Here is a 17,305-nt window from a genome sequence, read left to right as displayed (position 1 = left end):
CGACGCGGGGCGCGCGCGCACTCCCGCGTCACAGCCGCGCCAGCACCGCGCGCGCCGCGCGCAGCCCCGGTGCCTCGCCGCCCTCGCCAAGGCGCTGCATCGTGGCCGCCATCGCCGCGCGCTGCGCCTCGGGGGCGTCCATCACCCGCAACAGCGCGGGCGCGATGGCCTCCGCGCGGCAGGCATGGCCGATGAATTCCGGCACTGCCCACGTGCCGCTCACCAGGTTGACAAGGGTGAGCGTGTCCACCCGGATCAGCCGCGACAGGATCGCGCGGCTGAGCGGGGCCATGTCATAGGCGATCACCATCGGCGTCCGCGCGTGGGCAAGCTCAAGCGACACCGTGCCCGACGCCGCCAGCGCCAGATCGGCGGCGTGGAAGGCGCAGGCCTTCTCGGCGGCGTGGCCGGGATCGTCGGGTGACAGGATCAGGGGTTGCGCGGGCCAATCCGCCACCGCGTCGCGCAGCAGCGGGGCCATCGCCGCCGTGGTGGGCAGCACCAACCGGGTCTCGGGCCGCGCCGCCAGCACCTGCGCGAGCGCCGCACCAAAGACCGGCGCAAGCCGCACCACCTCGCCCCGCCGCGAGCCGGGCAGCACCAGCATCAGGGGTGCCGCGCCGATCCCGTGGCGCGCGCGAAACGCCGCCAGCGCGGCCGCGTCGGGATGCGGCTCGGCCACCACCGGGTGGCCCACGAAATCGCAATCCATGCCCGCCACCTGCATATAGGGCGGCTCGAACGGCAAAAGCGCAAGCACCTGATCGACATGGCGCGCCATCCGGCCCGCGCGCCCCGCCCGCCATGCCCAGACCGAGGGTGCGACGTAATGCACGATGCGAATCGCCGGGTTGGCCTTGCGCACCTGCCGCGCCACGCGCAGGCAGAAATCGGGGCTGTCGATGGTGATGAGCACATCCGGCGCGGCCTCCAGCACCGCCGCCACCGTCTCGCGCAGGCGGCGGCGCAGGTGCAGGTAGCGCGGCAGCACCTCCGCCAGCCCCATGACGCTCAGATCCTCCATCGGAAAAAGGCTGCGCAGCCCCTGCGCCTGCATCATCGGCCCGCCGATCCCGGCGAACTCGGGCGCGGCAAGCGCGCGCAGCCCGACCATGAGCGCCCCGCCCAGCCGGTCGCCGGACGCCTCGCCCGCCACCACAAAGACCCTCACCCCTGCCCCCCGGCGGCACGCACCCACAGGAACATCCCCGCGCGCGCCAGCACCTCGACCACCTGCGCGCGCTCGATCACCATCACACCGCCCGCCGCGATCACGATCCCGGCAAGCCCCGCCTGCGCGGCGCGCAGGGCGGTGTCGGGGCCGATCACCGGCATGTCCACGCGCATCTCCTGCCCCGGTTTGGGGGCCTTGTAGAGAAACGCGGGGGCCTGCGCCTGCGTATCGGCACCGCTCAACCAGTCGGCGGCAGACCCCAGCGCGCGGTCGGCGATGTCGAACGGGTCAAGCGACCAGTCAGCCCCCGTTGCCAGATCGTCGAGCATCGCATCGGTGCCGCGTGCATCCTCGCGCGCGATCACGGTGCCGCCGCGCACCACCACCGCCTGCCCCGTATCGGCGCGGCCCATCTCGGCCAGCGCCGCCTCGGCGGCACCGATCCCGGCCTCCATGTCAGGCAGCACGCCAGCCAACACCCCCGCCTCGGGCAGCAGGTCGGGTGCAATTTCGGCGGCACCGATCACGGCGATGCCCGCTTCCTCGATGATCGCCACGATCTCGCTGAGGGTGCCATCGTCGCCCTGCGCCATCGCCGCCATCAGCCGTGGCATAAGCGGTGCCGTGGCCGCGTCGATCCGCGCGGGATCGACCGCGGTCCGCCGCATCGCGCCCGCCATGCAGAGCCGCGTGACCCCGCGCGCGCAGAGCGCGTCGAGCAGGCTGCCGAAACTTTCCAGCCGAAAGCCGAGGCGCGGCAGATCGTCCGCGACCTGCGACGGGAATTGTGCCACCTCGCAGATCACCGGCACCTCGCCCCGCGCCAGCAGCACCCGCGCCAGATGCGGTGGCACGCCGCCCTGCCCGGCGATGAGCGCCAGGCCCATCGGCCTAGCCCTGACCGGGGGTGAGATAGGAGCGGTCCGTATGTGCGCCTACGAAATCCATGATCCGGCGGACATAGTCGCTCTCGGTCTCTTCGCCCAGACGGCGGGCGCGATCCTGGAACGCCCCCTCGCCCTGCGCCAGCATCTGGAACGCGGCGCGCAGCGCGGTGATATCGGCGCGCGGTACGCCACGCCGCTTGAGCCCGACAAGGTTCAGCCCGTCGAGATAGCCGCGCGGCCCCTGCACGAGGCCATAGGGGATCACGTCATTGGTGACCATCGTCACCGCGCCGATGATCGCGCCGTGGCCGATGCGCACGAATTGATGCACCCCCGACAGCCCGCCGATGATGACCTCGTCCTCGATCACGCAATGCCCGGCCAGCGCGGCATTGTTGACCACGATCACCCGGTTGCCGATCTGCACGTCATGGGCGATGTGACAGCCCGCCATGAACAGCCCGTCATCGCCCACCCGCGTGACGCCGCCGCCAGCCTCGGTGCCGGTATTCATGGTGACATGCTCGCGGATGCGGTTGCGCGCGCCGATCACCAGCCGGGTCGCCTCGCCGCGAAATTTCAGATCCTGCGGGATCTCGCCGATGCAGGCGAAGGGAAAGATCACCGTGCCCTCGCCGATCTCGGTCTGGCCGGTGACGACGACATGGGATTTGAGCGTGACGCCGGGGCCAAGCCGCACCTGCGGGCCGATATGGCAGAACGGCCCGATCCGGCAGCCTCCGCCGATTTCCGCCCCCGGCTCGACCACCACAGAGGGGTGGATCGCGGTCTCGCCCATCGGCCTAATCCTTCGGCATGTCCATCATCGCGGTGAATTCCGCCTCGGCGGCCAGCTCGCCCGCGACCTCGGCCCGGCCCGCGAATTTCCAGACCTTGCCACCGGGCTTGCCGCGCCGCGTCTCGACCTTCAGCTCCAGCACATCGCCGGGCACCACCATGCGGCGAAACTTGACCGCCTCGATGGCCATAAAATAGATCAGCATGTTGCGATCCGCGAAGCCCAGCGCCGTGCCCACCATCACCGCTGCCGTCTGCGCCATCGCCTCGACGATGGTCACCCCCGGCATGATCGGATGACCGGGGAAATGGCCCTGAAAATGCGGCTCGTTCATCGAGACATTCTTGATCCCGCGCGCGCTCTGCCAGCCGTCGATATCGAGCACCCGATCCACCAGCAGGAACGGATAGCGATGCGGAATGATCCGCTGGATGAGATGGATATCCGCGGATTTCAACGGCGCGCTCATGGCTGTCCTCTCGATGTTGCAACGCGATGTCCCTAGCAAGGGTGCCCGCGCGGGGCAAGCGCGGCGGTGGCTACTGTTCGGCCGGGGGCGCGGGGGCCGCCGGGGGCGCGGGGGCCTGCGCATCGGGCGCATCGGGCGCGGCGTCCGCCGCTCCCTCCTGCGGGGCCTGCACCTCGGGGCCGGTGCCGATCCGCGCGTCGATGCGGGAGATTGCGATATCGGTCACGTCGGCCACATCGGCGCGCAGGATCACGCTGCGCACATCCACGAGCACCACCGCGTCGGCCTCGCGCAGCAACTCGCCCAGCACCGGCTGCACCACGCGCATGAACTGCACCGGTGCCAGGTCGCGCTGGCGTTCGAGATCGCGCGACAGCCGTTCGCTCTCGCGGCGCAGTTGCGTGACCTTGGCATCAAAGTCATCGGCCATCTTGCGGAATTCGGCCGGCGGGGTGGTCGCGCGCAACTCCGTCAGTGCCTGTTCCTCGCTCTCCAGATCGCGCGCGACACGCTCGTTGCGCGCGATGAGCGCGTCGCGCTCGGCATTGATCGCGGCCTGGAGCCGCTGGCCATAAATGGTCTCGGAGAGCAGACGCTCGATATCTATCACCAGCACATCGCTTTGAACCACGCCCAGTTGCTGCGCCTGTGCAGGCATCTGGGCAACCCCGGCCAGCAGGGCCAGAAGCGCAAGGCGTAAAAGCGGCGCGCGCATCCTCAGAAGTCGGTGCTGACCGTGAGGTCGAAACTCTGCTCGACATCACCCGGCTCGGATTCCAGCGCCTTGGAGAAATTCATCCGCAGCGGTCCGAAGGGCGATTTCCAGAACACCGACAAGCCCACCACGTGGCGCGCCTGAAAATCATCGGAATCGACCGCGAAACCCTTGTCATCAATCCCCCAGATCGACCCGATGTCGTAGAAGGCACCGCCGGTTATGCCGTATTCGTCGGGCAGGCCCAGCGGGAATTCCGCCTCGAATTTCAGCGCCGCGAAATAATTGCCGCCAAGATGGTCACTGCCCTCGATCGGCCCCATCCCGCTCGACTCAAATCCGCGTATCACCTGGTGGGTGAACCGGTTGATGAAGCGGCTGTCCTGATTGCCGCTGAACTGGATCGCGCCACCCTCGAAAATCGCGCGCAGGGTCACGTCCTCGTTGAGAACATCGGTCTGTCCGACCAGTCGGGCGGTGGTCTTTACAAACTCATTATCGCCACCAAGCCCGGCAAATTCCTGCCCGAAGGACAGCAATATGCCCGACTTGGGATTAAGCCCACTCCGGCGCGTGTCGAACGTATAATTATAGCCCACGGCGCTGGTCCACAAATCCCCTTCGTTGGTCTCGGCCCGGAGAATATTGCTCACGCCTTCGAAATCCGACATCTCCTCGTAGCGCCCGTTGTAGAACAGGCTCAGCCGCCCGTTTTCCCCGGTGGGAAAGGTCAGGCTGGGACGGAACACACCGATGGCGGTGTCGAATTCGGTATTGGTCTCGGTATTCGTCTCGGTGAACGCGAAATCGAGGCCCAAAGCGACATTGCGGCTCAAAAAGGCAGGCTCAACGAAACCGACACTATAGTTGACCGTGTCGGCGGTGCCGAAAATGCTGAAATTGAGCTCCTGGCCACGCCCAAGGAAATTGCGCTCCTTCAGGCCGAATTGAAGCCCAAGCCCCGCCTCGCTCGAAAAGCTGGCCCCGATCGAAACAGAGCCCGTCGTTGTTTCCTCCACCTCGGTTTCGATGACCACGAGATCGGGGCGCGACCCCTCGCGCGCGTTCACATCGACATTCGCAAAGAATTGCAGCGCCCGGATGCGCTCGGCGGCCTGCCGGATGGCGCGCGGGTTGAACGGATCGCCCTCTGCGGTATCGAACTGGCGCCGGATGACGCGGTCAAGCGTCGTGGTGTTGCCCTCGATATCGATGCGCTCGACAAACACGCGCGGCCCGCGCGTGAGCACGAATTCCACATCAAGCGTCAGGTCGCGGTCATTGCGCGTGACACGCGGCTCCACGCGCAGGAAATCAATGCCCTGCTTGACGCCAAGCCGTTCCATCCGGGTGATGGCATTCTCGACCACCTCGGGCGAATAGATGTCACCTTGGTCCATCTTGAGCGTGTCGTCATAGGCCTCGGCCTCGACGCCGGCATAATCGCTTGTGGTGGTGATCTTGCCAAAGCGGAATTGCTGGCCTTCCTGCACCGTGAAGGTGATGAAATAGGCATCGCGCTCACGGGCCAGCTCGGCATTGACGCCGGTGACGCGAAAATCGACATAGCCGCGCGAATTGTAGAAATCGGTCAGCACCTGCCGGTCAAAGGCCACGCGATCCTCGACGAAGGTATCGCTCTGGATCAGGGCGCGCAAAAGCCCCGCCTGCTTGCTCTGGATGGCGCGGCGCAGGCGGCGGTCGGAATATACGCGATTGCCGGAAAAGCCGATGCGCTTTATTTCGATCGCCTTGCCCTCGAACACCTCGAACACAAGATCGACGCGGTTATCGCTGCGCCGGATCACCTTGGGCGTGACCCGCGCCGCGACCCGCCCGTTCTGGGCATAGGCCTCGGCGATGATGGCGGCGTCGCGCTCGGCCTGTGTCGGGCTGAACACCTGCCGCGGCTTGCTCTGGATAAAGCCCGACATATCCTCGTCCTTGATCTTGTCGTTGCCCTCGAAGGCGATGATATTGATCGTCGGGAATTCTGTCACCCGGATCACGAGGCGGTTGCCGCGCGGCTCGATCTCGACCGTCTCGAACAGGCCGGAGGCGAGGATGCGCTGATAGGCGGCGTCAAGCTCGCCCGCGCTGACCGTCTCGCCCCGCGCGATGCCCGAGTAGGACAGGATCGTGTCGCCCTCGATTCGCTGGTTGCCCTCGATCGTGACATCGTTGAAGCGATAGCTCTGCGCCTGAGCAGGCGCGCCAAACGCGATCACGCCCAGCCACAGCGCCGCGATCAGATGGAAAACGCCACGCTTCACAAAGGCAGCAAGCGGACGAGCCGCGTTGTAATCGCTCATCGGTCAAACCCAGTCAGACACCCCATTGAGCATCGTCACTACCCGGTCTGCCGTGGCTTGTCAAAACGCGAATGGCCGGGTCACAGCGTGCCCAGATATCCCGCCGCCATCAACGCCACCACGAGCGCCACAACGAAGAGCAGCAGATCGACATTGAGCGCGACCAGCACGCTCGCCCCGCGATAGGCATGTTTGAGGCCGGTCATGATGCGTTCCTTTCCGCCAGGGAATCGGGCAAGCCACAGGATGCCCGCCCGCAATGGCGGTTTTTTGCGCGGATCATGGCAAAAATCGGGCGCGCCGGGCGGGGCGGGGTTACCGCTCCGCCATGAACGCCGCGAGCCGGGCCAGCCCCTCCTCGATATCTTCGGTGGCGCGCGCGTAGGAAAACCGCAGCGTGCCCGCGCCGCGCACGGGATCGAAATCGAGGCCCGGTGTCACCGCGACGCCCGCGCGCTCCAATATCTCGGCAGCCAGCGCGCGGCTGTCATCGGTCAGGTGGCGCACATCGGCATAGACGTAGAACGCGCCATCGGGCGGCGCGATCCGGTCGAACCCGGCCTTGGGCAACCCCTCAAGCATCAGCGCGCGGTTGCGGGCATAAACCGCGCGGTTGGCCTCAAGCTCATCGGTGCACTCCATCGCCGCCAGCGCCGCGATCTGGCTGGCATGGGGCGGGCAGATAAAGAGGTTCTGCGCCAGCCGCTCGATCGTGCGCACGTGATCCTCGGGCACCACCATCCAGCCGATGCGCCAGCCGGTCATCGAGAAATACTTGGAAAAGGAGTTGATGACATAGCAGTCGTCGGTGATCTCCAGCGCGCTCACCGCGCGGGCCTCGTAATGCAGGCCGTGATAGATCTCGTCGCTGATGAACTGCGCGCCGCTGTCTTGCGCGGCCCCGATCAGCGCGCCCAGTGCCGCGCGGTCCAGCATCGTTCCGCTGGGATTGCCCGGACTGGCCACCAGAAGCCCGGCCAGATCGCGCCCCGCCAGATCCCCCGGCACCGGTTGCAGGCGGTTTTCCGCCGAGGTTTCGATATCCACCGGCACCAGATCAAGCGCGCGCAGGATCTGGCGATAGCTCGGGTATCCCGGCGCGCCGATGCCTACGCGCGCGCCCGCGTCAAAAAGCGCTGTGAAGGCAAGGATGAACGCCCCCGACGATCCCGGCGTGATCACCACGCGCGCCGGGTCGAGATCGACGCCATACCATTCGCCATAGTGTTGCGCGATGCGCGCGCGCAAGTCCGGCAGCCCCAAAGCCACCGTATAGCCAAGCGCGCCAGCCTCCATCGCGCGCGCCAGCGCCGCGCGCGCGGCGGCAGGTGCCGGCGTGCCGGGCTGGCCCACCTCCATGTGGATGATGCGTCGCCCCGCCTCTTCGGCGCGGCGCGCGGCCTCCATCACATCCATGACGATGAACGGATCGACCTTGGATCGGCGGGCACGGCGCATTACATTCTCCTCGGGTTGGGGCGGCACGGGTCCGTTTCACTGGGAAAGGCAGGCAAGGTCAATGCAGGCAGTCCGGTTTTTCGCGGCGGTCCTCGTGGCAACCATGATCCTTGCCGCGCCCGCGCGCGCGTTGACGCTGCTGCGCGACCCCGATATCGAGCATGGCCTGCGTCAACTCGCGGCCCCGGTGCTGCGCGCGGCGGGGCTCAGCGCCGAGCGCGTGGATATCCTCGTGATCGACGCGCCCAGCCTCAACGCCTTTATCGTCGACGCCAATTCGATCTTTCTGCATTCCGGCCTGATCCTGCGGATGGAGAACGCAGCCATGCTGCAATCGGTGATCGCGCATGAGGCCGCGCATATCGCCAATGGCCACCTGATGCGCCGCCCCATCAACCTGCGCAACGCCCGCACCGCCGCCGCCCTCGGCACGATCCTCGCCGGCGTCGCCGGGGCGGCGGCGGGCAGCGGCGAGTTCGCGGCGGGGGCGGCGGCGGGGATTCAGGGCGCGGCGATGCGCAGCTTCTTTTCGCATACCCGCGCCGAGGAAAACGCCGCCGATACCAGCGGGATGCGCTTCATGCACATGGCGGGGATCGACCTCACGGGCGCGGTGCAGGTGATGGACCTGTTTCGCGGGCAGGAATCGCTGTCGCTGACGCGGCAGGATGCCTATGCGCGCACCCACCCGCTCTCGCGCGACCGGTTTCGCCGGGTGCGCGCGCTGGCCGAGGCGCAGGCGGGCAAGGCTGCGCCGGACCCGACCGCCGATTACTGGTTCGCGCGCGCCAAGGGCAAGCTCTCGGCGTTCCAGCGCGCCCCGAAATGGACGCTGGCGCGCGCGGGCGAGACCGGCTTTGACGATATCCGCCTGATGCGCGAGGCGGTGGCCCATCACCGCCGCTCCGATCTCGGGCGCGCGCTGCCCGCCATCGACGGGGCCATAGCCGCGCGACCCGATGATCCCTATCTGCACGAGTTGCGCGGCCAGATCCTGATGGAAAGCCGCCGCATCGGCGCGGCCGTCGCCGCCTATGGGCGCGCGGCCGATCTCGCGCCGCGCAATGCGCTTATCCTCGGGGCCTACGGGCGCGCGCTGCTGGCCGACGGGCAGGTAAAAAAGGCCGCGCAATTTCTCGAATCGGCGCGCGCGCGCGACGGGCGCGACGTCCGCGTGCTGCGCGATCTGGCGCAGGCCGAGGCGCAGATGGGCAATCGCGGCATGGCCTCGGTGCTGACAGCCGAACGTTATGCGATGGCAGGCCGCCTCAAAGATGCTAGTATCCACGCCAAGCGCGCCAGCGACCTGCTGCCACGGGGCTCGCCCGGCTGGCAGCGCGCGCAGGATATATTGGTGGCGGCAGAGGCCGCCGAGAAACGGAGAGACTGACCTTGCCTTACCGCCTTCTAACCGCCGCCCTGCTCGCCCTTGGCCTGGCCCTGCCCGCCCAGGCGCTTGATCTGTCGTCGCTGAGCGAGACCGACCGCGCGCTCTTGCGCCAGGAGATCCGCGCCTATCTTCTGGACAACCCCGAGGTCATCATGGAGGCCGTGGCCGTGCTCGAAGAGCGCCAGGCCGCCGGTCAGGCCGAGGCCGACGTGGAACTGGTGCGCGCCAATGCCGACGCGCTCTTTGATGCCCCCGGCGACTGGGTTGGCGGCAATCCGCAGGGCGATATCACGCTGGTCGAATTCATGGATTACCGGTGCAGCTATTGCCGCCGCGCCGTGGCCGAGGTCGATGGCCTGCTTGGTGCCGATGGCAATATCCGCTTCATCCTCAAGGAATTCCCGATCCTCGGGGCCGAATCGGTGGCCGCGTCGCGCTTTGCCATCGCCACCAAACAGGTTGCGGGAGATGCCGCCTATAAATCGGTGCATGATGCGCTCATGGCCTATACCGGCGCAATGAACGTGGCCGGGTTCACCCGGCTTGCCGATGCGCTCGGGCTTGACGCCAATGCCATCACCGCCGCGATGGACAGCGAGGCCGTGACCGAGGTGATCGCCGCCAACCACGCGCTCGCACAACGGCTGCGCATCAACGGCACGCCCGCCTTCGTGATGGAGGACCGGATGCTGCGCGGCTACCTGCCGCAAGAGCAGATGCAGCAGATCGCCGAAGAGATCCGCACGCAATAGATGATGCAGATCAGATGGCCCGTCGCGGTGGCGCTGCTCATGGGCAGCGCCGCCACCGCGCAACAGCCGCCGCTGCAATCGCGCAGCCCCTTGGGCGAGGCCATCCGCAACGCGCTCATTGCCACGCCCGAGGTTCTGCCGCCCGCCTCGGGCCTCACGCGCGCGCCGCTCGATCTTTATGGCGACGATATCGCCCGCGATCTGGACGCGCTGCGCCGTGCCGCGCCGCGCCTTTTCAGCGCCGATCAGCCCGGCCTCGGCCCCAAGGGCACGCCCACCCGCATCGCGCTTTTCACCCGCGCCGATTGCCCCGACTGCGCCACCGCGATGCAGGAATTGCAGGCGCTTGCCACGCGGATGGGCTTTCGCGTGGCGCTGTTCGATCTGGCGCGCGATGCCGCCCTCGCCCGCGATCTCGGCCTCGACACGGCCCCGTTCTACGTGATGCCCGACAGGATGCTGCGCGGGCTGATGCCCGCCATCGTGCTCGAACGCTACCTGTCGGAGTGACCGCCCCGGCCTCGTCTTGGTCCAAATGCCCATCCGCCCTCCATGCCCGCCCCCCCCCGGCAAGGCCCCTTTCCCCCGCCCCCCCGATCGCATAAACAAGCGCGCAAAGTGACCGCCGAGGGGACCCAAGCCGATGCAAGAGCCAGCCATCACGCCCGACCTGATCGCGGCCCACGGGCTCAAGCCCGAGGAATATGACCGCGTTCTCGACATTCTGGGCCGCGCGCCGTCCTTTACCGAGTTGGGTATCTTCTCGGCCATGTGGAACGAGCATTGTTCCTACAAGTCGTCGAAGAAATGGCTGCGCACCCTGCCCACCTCAGGCCCGCAGGTGATCTGCGGTCCGGGCGAAAATGCGGGCGTCGTCGATATCGGCGACGGTCAGGCGGTCGTCTTCAAGATGGAGAGCCACAACCACCCCTCCTATATCGAGCCATATCAGGGCGCCGCGACCGGCGTCGGCGGTATCCTGCGCGATGTGTTCACCATGGGCGCGCGCCCGGTGGCGGCGATGAATTCGCTCAGCTTCGGTGCGCCTGACCATCTGAAAACCCGCCAGTTGGTTCATGGCGTGGTCGAGGGGGTGGGCGGCTATGGCAACTGTTTCGGCGTGCCGACCGTGGGCGGCGAGGTCCGCTTTGACCCCGCCTATAGTGGCAACTGCCTTGTCAACGCCTTTGCCGCCGGTCTCGCCGATGCGGATGCGATTTTCTACTCGGCGGCCTCGGGCGTGGGAATGCCGGTGGTCTATCTCGGGGCCAAGACGGGGCGCGACGGGGTGGGCGGCGCGACGATGGCATCAGCCGAATTCGACGACAGTATCGAGGAAAAGCGCCCCACCGTGCAGGTCGGCGACCCGTTCACCGAGAAACGCCTGATGGAGGCCACGCTGGAGCTGATGGCCACCGGCGCGGTGATCTCGATCCAGGATATGGGGGCGGCTGGCCTGACCTGTTCGGCGGTGGAGATGGGCGACAAGGGCGGGCTTGGCATCCGGCTCGATCTCGACCGCGTGCCGCAGCGCGAGACGGCGATGAGCGCCTACGAGATGATGCTATCGGAGTCACAGGAGCGGATGCTCATGGTCCTGCGCCCCGAGAAAGAGGCAGAGGCACGCGCGGTGTTCGAGAAATGGGATCTCGATTTCGCCATCGTCGGCGAGACGATTGCCGAGGACCGTTTCCTGATCCTGCATGGCAACGATGTGAAGGCCGACCTGCCGCTTTCAACGCTGGCCTCATCCGCCCCCGAATACGACCGCCCCTTTACCGAGACCGAGGCCCCCGCCGCGCTCGACCCCGAGAGCGTGCCGGGCATTGATCCCATCGACGGGCTGCGCGCGCTTCTCGGCTCGGTCAACTATTGCTCGCGCGAATGGGTCTATCAGCAATATGACACGATGGTGATGGCCGACACGGTGCGCACTCCCGGCCTTGGCGCGGGCGTGATCCGGGTGCATGGCACCGGCAAGATGCTGGCCTTCACCTCGGACGTGACGCCGCGCTATGTCGCCGCCAACCCCGAGGAAGGCGGCAAGCAGGCAGTGGCAGAGGCCTATCGCAACCTCACCGCCGTCGGCGCGGTGCCGCTCGCCACCACCGACAACCTCAATTTCGGCAACCCCGAAAAGCCCGAGATCATGGGGCAATTCGTCGGCGCGCTGCGCGGCATCGGCGCGGCCTGTGCGGCGCTCGACATGCCGATCGTGTCGGGCAATGTCTCGCTCTATAACGAGACCGACGGCGCGGCGATCCTGCCCACGCCCACCATCGGCGCGGTGGGGATCATCCGCGATCCCGAGACCGCGATTCTGGGCCAGGCCCGCGACGGCCATGTGGCGCTTCTCTTGGGCGAGACGCGCGGACATCTGGGACAATCGGCGCTCCTTGCAGAGGTGTTCAACCGCGCCGAGGGTGACGCGCCGCCGGTGGATCTTGACGCCGAGCGCCGCCACGGCGATTTCATCCGCGCCAATCACGCGCTCATCAAGGCCTGCACCGATCTGTCCGATGGCGGTCTGGCGCTTGCCGCCTTCGAGATGGCCGAGGCGGCGGGCGTGGGGGTGTGCCTCGATGCCGACGACATGGCCACGCTTTTCGGCGAGGATCAGGGCCGCTATCTCATCGCGTGCAATTTCGATCAGGCCGAGGCGCTGATGATCGCCGCCGGTCGCGCGGGCGTGCCGCTCGCAAGCGTCGGGCGTTTCACCGGTGACGCGGTGTGTTTCGGGCGCATCGGTGCCCCGCTTGCCGAACTGTCGGCGCTCTACCGGGGGGCCTTCGCGGGCACGTTTGCCTAATGTACGCCACCTGACACAAAGTGCCCGATGCTGCGCGCGGGACGGTTTTTGGCCTTAAGGGGACGTTCAAGTCGAAGCCCCCTCTTGCGCGGACTCATGGGCGCAGCCCGCCGCGCAGCGCCCGTCCGCCCCGTCGCACCGAAGGTGCGCCGATTATGGTCGGCACGCCTTTGGCGTGACGGGCGGGCGCTACGCGGCTCATCTCAAACCATCAACGTCTCCCCCAGGCCCTTCACGATGCTTGCCTTTCCGCACTCTGCAACATGGCAAGCCGGATCATCGTCGGGCAAGACCTGTCAGACGCCGAACACTAGAGAGTGTGTTTCTTAAAAACGGGAACCGGTTTTAAGCCCCTCGAACAGGCGAAATCAATCGGTTAGAGCAGGGCGCGAGACTGCGAATGAACGCAGGCACGCTATAAAGGGGCGTGATCGCGGCTCAACACTCCGCGATCACGTCCGCCTCGGTCACGATCATGTCGAGCGGCTGATCGGTCGGCTCCAGCGGCAGGCCATTGGCCTCTTGCGCGGCCCAGGCAAAGCCGATGGCGAGCGTCGGGCGGTGCGCGCGCAGCATCTCAAGCGTGCGGTCGTAGAAGCCGCCGCCATAGCCCAGCCGCCCGCCCGCGCGGTCGAACGCCACCAGCGGCACGATGAGGATTTCCGGCTCGATGAAGCGATCCGCCTCGGGCACCATCGCGCCGAACGGCCCCTCGCGCAGCGCGCAGCCCGGCTCCCATAGCGAGAACCGCAGCGGCAGCCCCGCGCCCTCGATCACCGGCACGGCCACGGGGCCATGCGCTGCCGCCTCGGCCATCGCGGGCAGTGGGTCGATCTCGGTGCGGATCGGCATGTAGCCCGCGAGCGCCACCCCGCGATAGCCCGCCAGCACCGCCGAGAGATGCGCTGCAGGCGCCGGGTGGCCCGCCCCATGCGCGGCCTTGCGGCGGGCAAATGCCGCCTTGCGCGCCTCGGCCTTGCGCGTGGCCAGCCCGCTCACAGCAGCACCAGCGAGGCCAGCCCGAGAAAGGCGAAAAAGCCCACCACATCGGTGATCGTGGTGACAAACGGCCCCGAGGCCAGCGCCGGGTCGATCCCGAACCGGTCAAGCGCCATCGGGATGACGATGCCCCCCAGCGCGGCGGCCATCAGCGTCAGGAGCATCGCCACCGCGATCACCGCCGCCAGCAGCGGCACCCCGAACCAAAGCCCCACCACCCCCGCCATCACGATACCGAACGTCGCCCCGTTCGCGCCGCCCACCGCCAGCTCGCGCAGCACCACGCGCATCGCGTTGCGCGCCGTCAGGTCGCGCGTCGCCAGCGCGCGCACCGCCACCGTCATCGTCTGGGTGCCCGCATTGCCGCCCATCGAGGCGACGATCGGCATCAGCACCGCCAGCGCCACCATCTGGTCGATGGTGGTGGCGAATTGCTCGATCACCACCGAGGCAAGGATCGCGGTCAGCAGGTTCACGAAAAGCCATATCGCACGGTCGCGGATGGTCTCGGTCAGGCGGCCGGAAAAGCCGCCCTCTTCGCCCACACCGGCGAGGCGCAGGATGTCCTCCTCGTGCTCCTCGTCCAGAACGGTCATCGCGTCGTCGATGGTGATGACCCCCACCAGCCGCCCCTCTTCATCCACCACGGGGGCGGAAATCAGGTGATACTGGTTGAAAGCATAGGCCACGTCGCCCTCTTCATCGGTCACGGTAAAGGTGTGAAACGTCTCCTCCACCAGATCGCGCAGCAGCGTGGCCCGCCGCGCCGCCATGATCCGGCCCAGCGTGACATTGCCCACCGGGTGCAGCCGCGGATCAACCAGCGTGACGTGGTAGAACTGTTCGGGCAATTCCTGCGCGCGGCGCATGAAGTCGATCACATCGCCCACGCTCCAATGCTCGGGGGCCATCACCACCTCGCGCTGCATCAGGCGACCGGCGGAATAATCCGGATAGGTCAGCGATTGCTGCACCGCCAGCCGGTCGGCGGCCTCGAGAATATCAAGGATCGCCTCCTGCTGCGCATCCTCGAGATCCTCGACCAGATCGACCACGTCATCGGAGTCAAGCTCGCGCACCGCCTCGGCCAGAACGTCGGGCTGCAACAGCCCGATCACCTCCTCACGGATGGACTCGTCGAGTTCCGACAGGATGTCGCCATCGAATTCCGGCCCGTAAAGCGCGATGAGCCGACGCCGCGCGCCGCTGCTGATCTGCTCCAGAAGGTCGGCGATGTCGGCGGCGTGCAGCGGCTCGGTCTCGGCCCAGAGACGGGCGCGATCCCCCTTCTCAACCGCCTCCATGATGCGCGCGATGCGCGCCTCGCTCAGCGCGTGCGCGTCTTCTTCTGCGGCGTCGGTTTCGGGCGGCAGGTCTTTGTCCGTCTCGGCCATGCGGCCCTCCCCTCGCTGCTTGGGCTGGTTTCCTCGTCCCGTGATTACTGACTGTGCGCCCTGAAAACAATCGCATTGGGCGCGGGCCGGGGCGGACAGGGCGCGCATTGGCCCTAGATCACGGCGATATCGTATCTGCGCCGAAGGAGCCCGCCATGACCGACCAGAGCCGCCATCTGCGCGACGCCATCCGCGCCATCGACGAGGCATTCGGGCCGGGCTATGCCCGCGACAACCCCGCCCTTGTCGCCAGCCTCGTGCAAAGCGCCACCATCGAGGCGGCGGTGGCCAAGGGCTATGGCGCGCATCAGGAGGCGCTCGCCGCCGCGCGCGAGATCAGCGCCGAGATGGGGGCCACCATCCTCAAGCTCAAGCCGCGCATCTTTGGCTAGGGGGGCGCATGGCGCAGAGGCCCGAGGCTCTGCGGCGGGGCGCTTGTGTAAGGGAGCGGACGGTTGCCCCCTGTTTCCCGCGCGGAATCGAGGCGCGCCGCCGCGCGAGCGCCCGACCGCCCGGACGGGCGGGCGCTTCTGCAACGTCTCACACCAAATAATCGTTCAAGTATACGGCACCATAAACCGCATTCCAAAACCTTTGCAGCGCCCACCCGCGGTCGGGCGCTCGCGCGGCTCATCGCATCACATCGAATGGCGAGCCCAAACCTGTCATAATGCCAACCTCTTCAAGCGCGACCAGCATATACCAAGCCCCCCTCCGCACATGTTCCCCGACATGCCTCACGCCACCCGGCTGAGGATATCGAGCGCGGCGGCGTGCTGCATCCGCCCCGCCGCCGCTACGGCGCGGCCGCCCTCGTGGACGGGGCCGCCCTGCCAGTCGGTGACGATGCCGCCCGCCGCCTCGATCACCGCGATGGGGCCCTGAATGTCGTAGGATTGAAGCCCCGCCTCGACCACCAGATCAATCTGACCGGCGGCAACCAGCGCATAGGCATAGCAATCAAGCCCATAGCGCGTGAGCCGCACATGGCGGGACAACTCGGCAAAGGCCGCGCCCTCGGCGGCGGTGCCGACCTCGGGAAAGGTGGTGAACAAGATCGCCTCATTCAAGGGCCGGTCGCCGCGCACCCGCAGCGGGCGCGCGCCGTGCGGCCCGGTCATGCAGGCGTAGCCGAACCCGCCCTCGAACCGCTCGCCGATATAGGGCTGGTCGATGAGGCCATAGACCGGCCCCGAGGCATCGGCCACGGCGATGAGCACCCCCCATGTCGGTGCCCCCGCGAGAAAGGCCCGCGTGCCGTCCACCGGATCGAGCACCCATGTCAGGCCGGTCTCACCAGGCGTGTGGCCATATTCCTCGCCAAGGATCGCATCCCCCGGCCGCTCGGCGGCTAGGATGGCGCGCATGGCGCGTTCGGCGGCGCGGTCGGCCTCGGTCACGGGATCGAACCCGCCGCCGTCGAGCTTGTTATCGGCACAAAGCGCCGCGCCGCGAAAATGCGGCAGGATGGCCGCGCGGGCCGCATCGGCCAGCCGGTGCGCGGTGGCGCGTATCGCTTCCTGGTCAATCGCACCCATCATCGCCGCCTGCCTCCCGATCATGGCCGGGGAATACCCCGCCCTCGGGTGCGGCTCAAGCCACCTCGCTCAGAACGCGGGCAAGATCGAACAGGCGGCGGCGCTGGTTTTCCGGGATCGCGTAATAGGAGCGCACCAGGTCGAGCGCCTCCTTGTCGGCGATGATGTCGGCGGGCAGCGTCGTGCCGCCTTCCTCGCCATCCTTGGGCAGGCCCTCGAAGAAAAAGGCGATATCCACCTCCAGCGCCTCGGCCATATCCCAAAGCCGCGATGCGCTCACGCGGTTGGCGCCAGTCTCGTATTTCTGTATCTGCTGGAATTTGATGCCCACAGCTTCGGCCAGTTGCTGCTGGGTCATGCCCGTCAGCCAACGGCGATGGCGAATACGTTTACCAACATGAACATCCACGGGGTGCGGCATAAGATTTCCTCTTCAACCCTTGTGCGGTCCGGACCGATACGGCCCAACACGACCAGACTTCCAACCAAACGCCACGCATCCCGGCAGCGTATGGGGAAACTACTTAAGCGGCCCCGAAATTCAAGACAATTCGCCACGCGGTTGCGTTCCTCGCCCGTCTTACCCAACGTCAACTTGCGTAAAGCGGC

General features: G+C 67.2%; 17 protein-coding genes. 5 read left to right on the top strand and 12 right to left on the bottom strand.

The window, feature by feature from the left end; genetic code table 11:
* Positions 1 to 28: 28 nt before the first annotated feature.
* From lpxB to ABIE58_RS12685, 8 genes are all read right to left on the bottom strand, one after another.
* Positions 29 to 1,171, bottom strand: coding sequence for a lipid-A-disaccharide synthase (gene lpxB, locus ABIE58_RS12720; RefSeq protein ID WP_354545094.1), 1,143 nt, complete (start codon positions 1,169 to 1,171; stop codon positions 29 to 31).
* Positions 1,168 to 2,061, bottom strand: coding sequence for an LpxI family protein (locus ABIE58_RS12715; protein WP_354545093.1), 894 nt, complete (start codon positions 2,059 to 2,061; stop codon positions 1,168 to 1,170). Before ABIE58_RS12715 ends, lpxB begins: the two co-directional genes overlap by 4 nt.
* Positions 2,062 to 2,065: 4 nt before the next feature.
* Positions 2,066 to 2,860: an acyl-ACP--UDP-N-acetylglucosamine O-acyltransferase gene (lpxA, locus tag ABIE58_RS12710; RefSeq protein WP_354545092.1), complete on the bottom strand. Its 795-nt coding sequence runs from the start codon at positions 2,858 to 2,860 to the stop codon at positions 2,066 to 2,068.
* 4 nt (positions 2,861 to 2,864) lie between these two features.
* Positions 2,865 to 3,329 (bottom strand): 3-hydroxyacyl-ACP dehydratase FabZ, encoded by a 465-nt coding sequence (gene fabZ / locus ABIE58_RS12705; RefSeq protein WP_354545091.1) that lies wholly within the window; start codon positions 3,327 to 3,329, stop codon positions 2,865 to 2,867.
* Positions 3,330 to 3,399: 70 nt separating this feature from the next.
* Positions 3,400 to 4,044 carry an OmpH/Skp family outer membrane protein gene (locus ABIE58_RS12700; protein WP_354545090.1) on the bottom strand — a complete coding sequence of 215 codons (645 nt, stop codon included), beginning with the start codon at positions 4,042 to 4,044 and terminating at the stop codon, positions 3,400 to 3,402.
* A 2-nt stretch (positions 4,045 to 4,046) separates the two neighbouring features.
* The gene (gene bamA / locus ABIE58_RS12695) at positions 4,047 to 6,356 is read right to left on the bottom strand and encodes an outer membrane protein assembly factor BamA (protein ID WP_354545089.1); all 2,310 of its coding nucleotides are present in this window, start codon (positions 6,354 to 6,356) and stop codon (positions 4,047 to 4,049) included.
* Positions 6,357 to 6,436: 80 nt separating this feature from the next.
* Positions 6,437 to 6,562: a hypothetical protein gene (locus tag ABIE58_RS12690; protein ID WP_354545088.1), complete on the bottom strand. Its 126-nt coding sequence runs from the start codon at positions 6,560 to 6,562 to the stop codon at positions 6,437 to 6,439.
* Positions 6,563 to 6,671: 109 nt separating this feature from the next.
* On the bottom strand, positions 6,672 to 7,814 hold the full coding sequence (locus tag ABIE58_RS12685; protein WP_354545087.1) for a pyridoxal phosphate-dependent aminotransferase: 1,143 nt from the start codon (positions 7,812 to 7,814) through the stop codon (positions 6,672 to 6,674).
* A 61-nt stretch (positions 7,815 to 7,875) separates the two neighbouring features.
* On the opposite strand from ABIE58_RS12685, the gene ABIE58_RS12680 reads away from it, so the two are divergent.
* The 4 genes from ABIE58_RS12680 to purL all read left to right on the top strand — a co-directional run bounded on the left by ABIE58_RS12680 (position 7,876) and on the right by purL (position 12,765).
* Positions 7,876 to 9,204: a M48 family metalloprotease gene (locus tag ABIE58_RS12680; RefSeq protein ID WP_354545086.1), complete on the top strand. Its 1,329-nt coding sequence runs from the start codon at positions 7,876 to 7,878 to the stop codon at positions 9,202 to 9,204.
* A 2-nt stretch (positions 9,205 to 9,206) separates the two neighbouring features.
* Complete coding sequence (locus tag ABIE58_RS12675; protein ID WP_502950095.1) at positions 9,207 to 9,956, top strand: DsbA family protein; 750 nt, start codon at positions 9,207 to 9,209, stop codon at positions 9,954 to 9,956.
* Positions 9,957 to 10,466, top strand: coding sequence for a thioredoxin domain-containing protein (locus tag ABIE58_RS12670; protein WP_354545085.1), 510 nt, complete (start codon positions 9,957 to 9,959; stop codon positions 10,464 to 10,466).
* 133 nt (positions 10,467 to 10,599) lie between these two features.
* The gene (purL, locus tag ABIE58_RS12665) at positions 10,600 to 12,765 is read left to right on the top strand and encodes a phosphoribosylformylglycinamidine synthase subunit PurL (protein WP_354545084.1); all 2,166 of its coding nucleotides are present in this window, start codon (positions 10,600 to 10,602) and stop codon (positions 12,763 to 12,765) included.
* A 438-nt stretch (positions 12,766 to 13,203) separates the two neighbouring features.
* Here the strand turns inward: purL and ABIE58_RS12660 are convergent, their stop codons facing one another.
* Together ABIE58_RS12660 and mgtE are read right to left on the bottom strand one after the other, a co-directional pair.
* Positions 13,204 to 13,764 (bottom strand): 5-formyltetrahydrofolate cyclo-ligase, encoded by a 561-nt coding sequence (locus ABIE58_RS12660; RefSeq protein ID WP_354545083.1) that lies wholly within the window; start codon positions 13,762 to 13,764, stop codon positions 13,204 to 13,206.
* Positions 13,761 to 15,158, bottom strand: a complete 1,398-nt coding sequence (gene mgtE / locus ABIE58_RS12655) for a magnesium transporter (RefSeq protein ID WP_354545082.1) — start codon at positions 15,156 to 15,158, stop codon at positions 13,761 to 13,763. The genes ABIE58_RS12660 and mgtE overlap by 4 nt, the downstream gene beginning before the upstream one ends.
* 155 nt (positions 15,159 to 15,313) lie before the next feature.
* Between mgtE and ABIE58_RS12650 the strand changes: the two genes are divergently transcribed.
* On the top strand, positions 15,314 to 15,550 hold the full coding sequence (locus ABIE58_RS12650; RefSeq protein WP_354545081.1) for a hypothetical protein: 237 nt from the start codon (positions 15,314 to 15,316) through the stop codon (positions 15,548 to 15,550).
* A gap of 345 nt (positions 15,551 to 15,895) precedes the next feature.
* Here the strand turns inward: ABIE58_RS12650 and ABIE58_RS12645 are convergent, their stop codons facing one another.
* Positions 15,896 to 16,720 carry an inositol monophosphatase family protein gene (locus ABIE58_RS12645; protein ID WP_502950094.1) on the bottom strand — a complete coding sequence of 275 codons (825 nt, stop codon included), beginning with the start codon at positions 16,718 to 16,720 and terminating at the stop codon, positions 15,896 to 15,898.
* A gap of 31 nt (positions 16,721 to 16,751) precedes the next feature.
* A complete protein-coding gene (locus ABIE58_RS12640) occupies positions 16,752 to 17,117 on the bottom strand; it encodes a helix-turn-helix domain-containing protein (protein ID WP_354545080.1) in 366 nt (121 codons plus the stop codon).
* Positions 17,118 to 17,305 lie beyond the last annotated feature (188 nt).

Source organism: Roseovarius sp. MBR-78, from assembly GCF_040547535.1.
GTDB lineage: Bacteria > Pseudomonadota > Alphaproteobacteria > Rhodobacterales > Rhodobacteraceae > Roseovarius.
The sequence above is the reverse complement of the archived record's forward strand: the minus strand, read 5'-3'. Positions and strand labels throughout refer to the sequence as shown.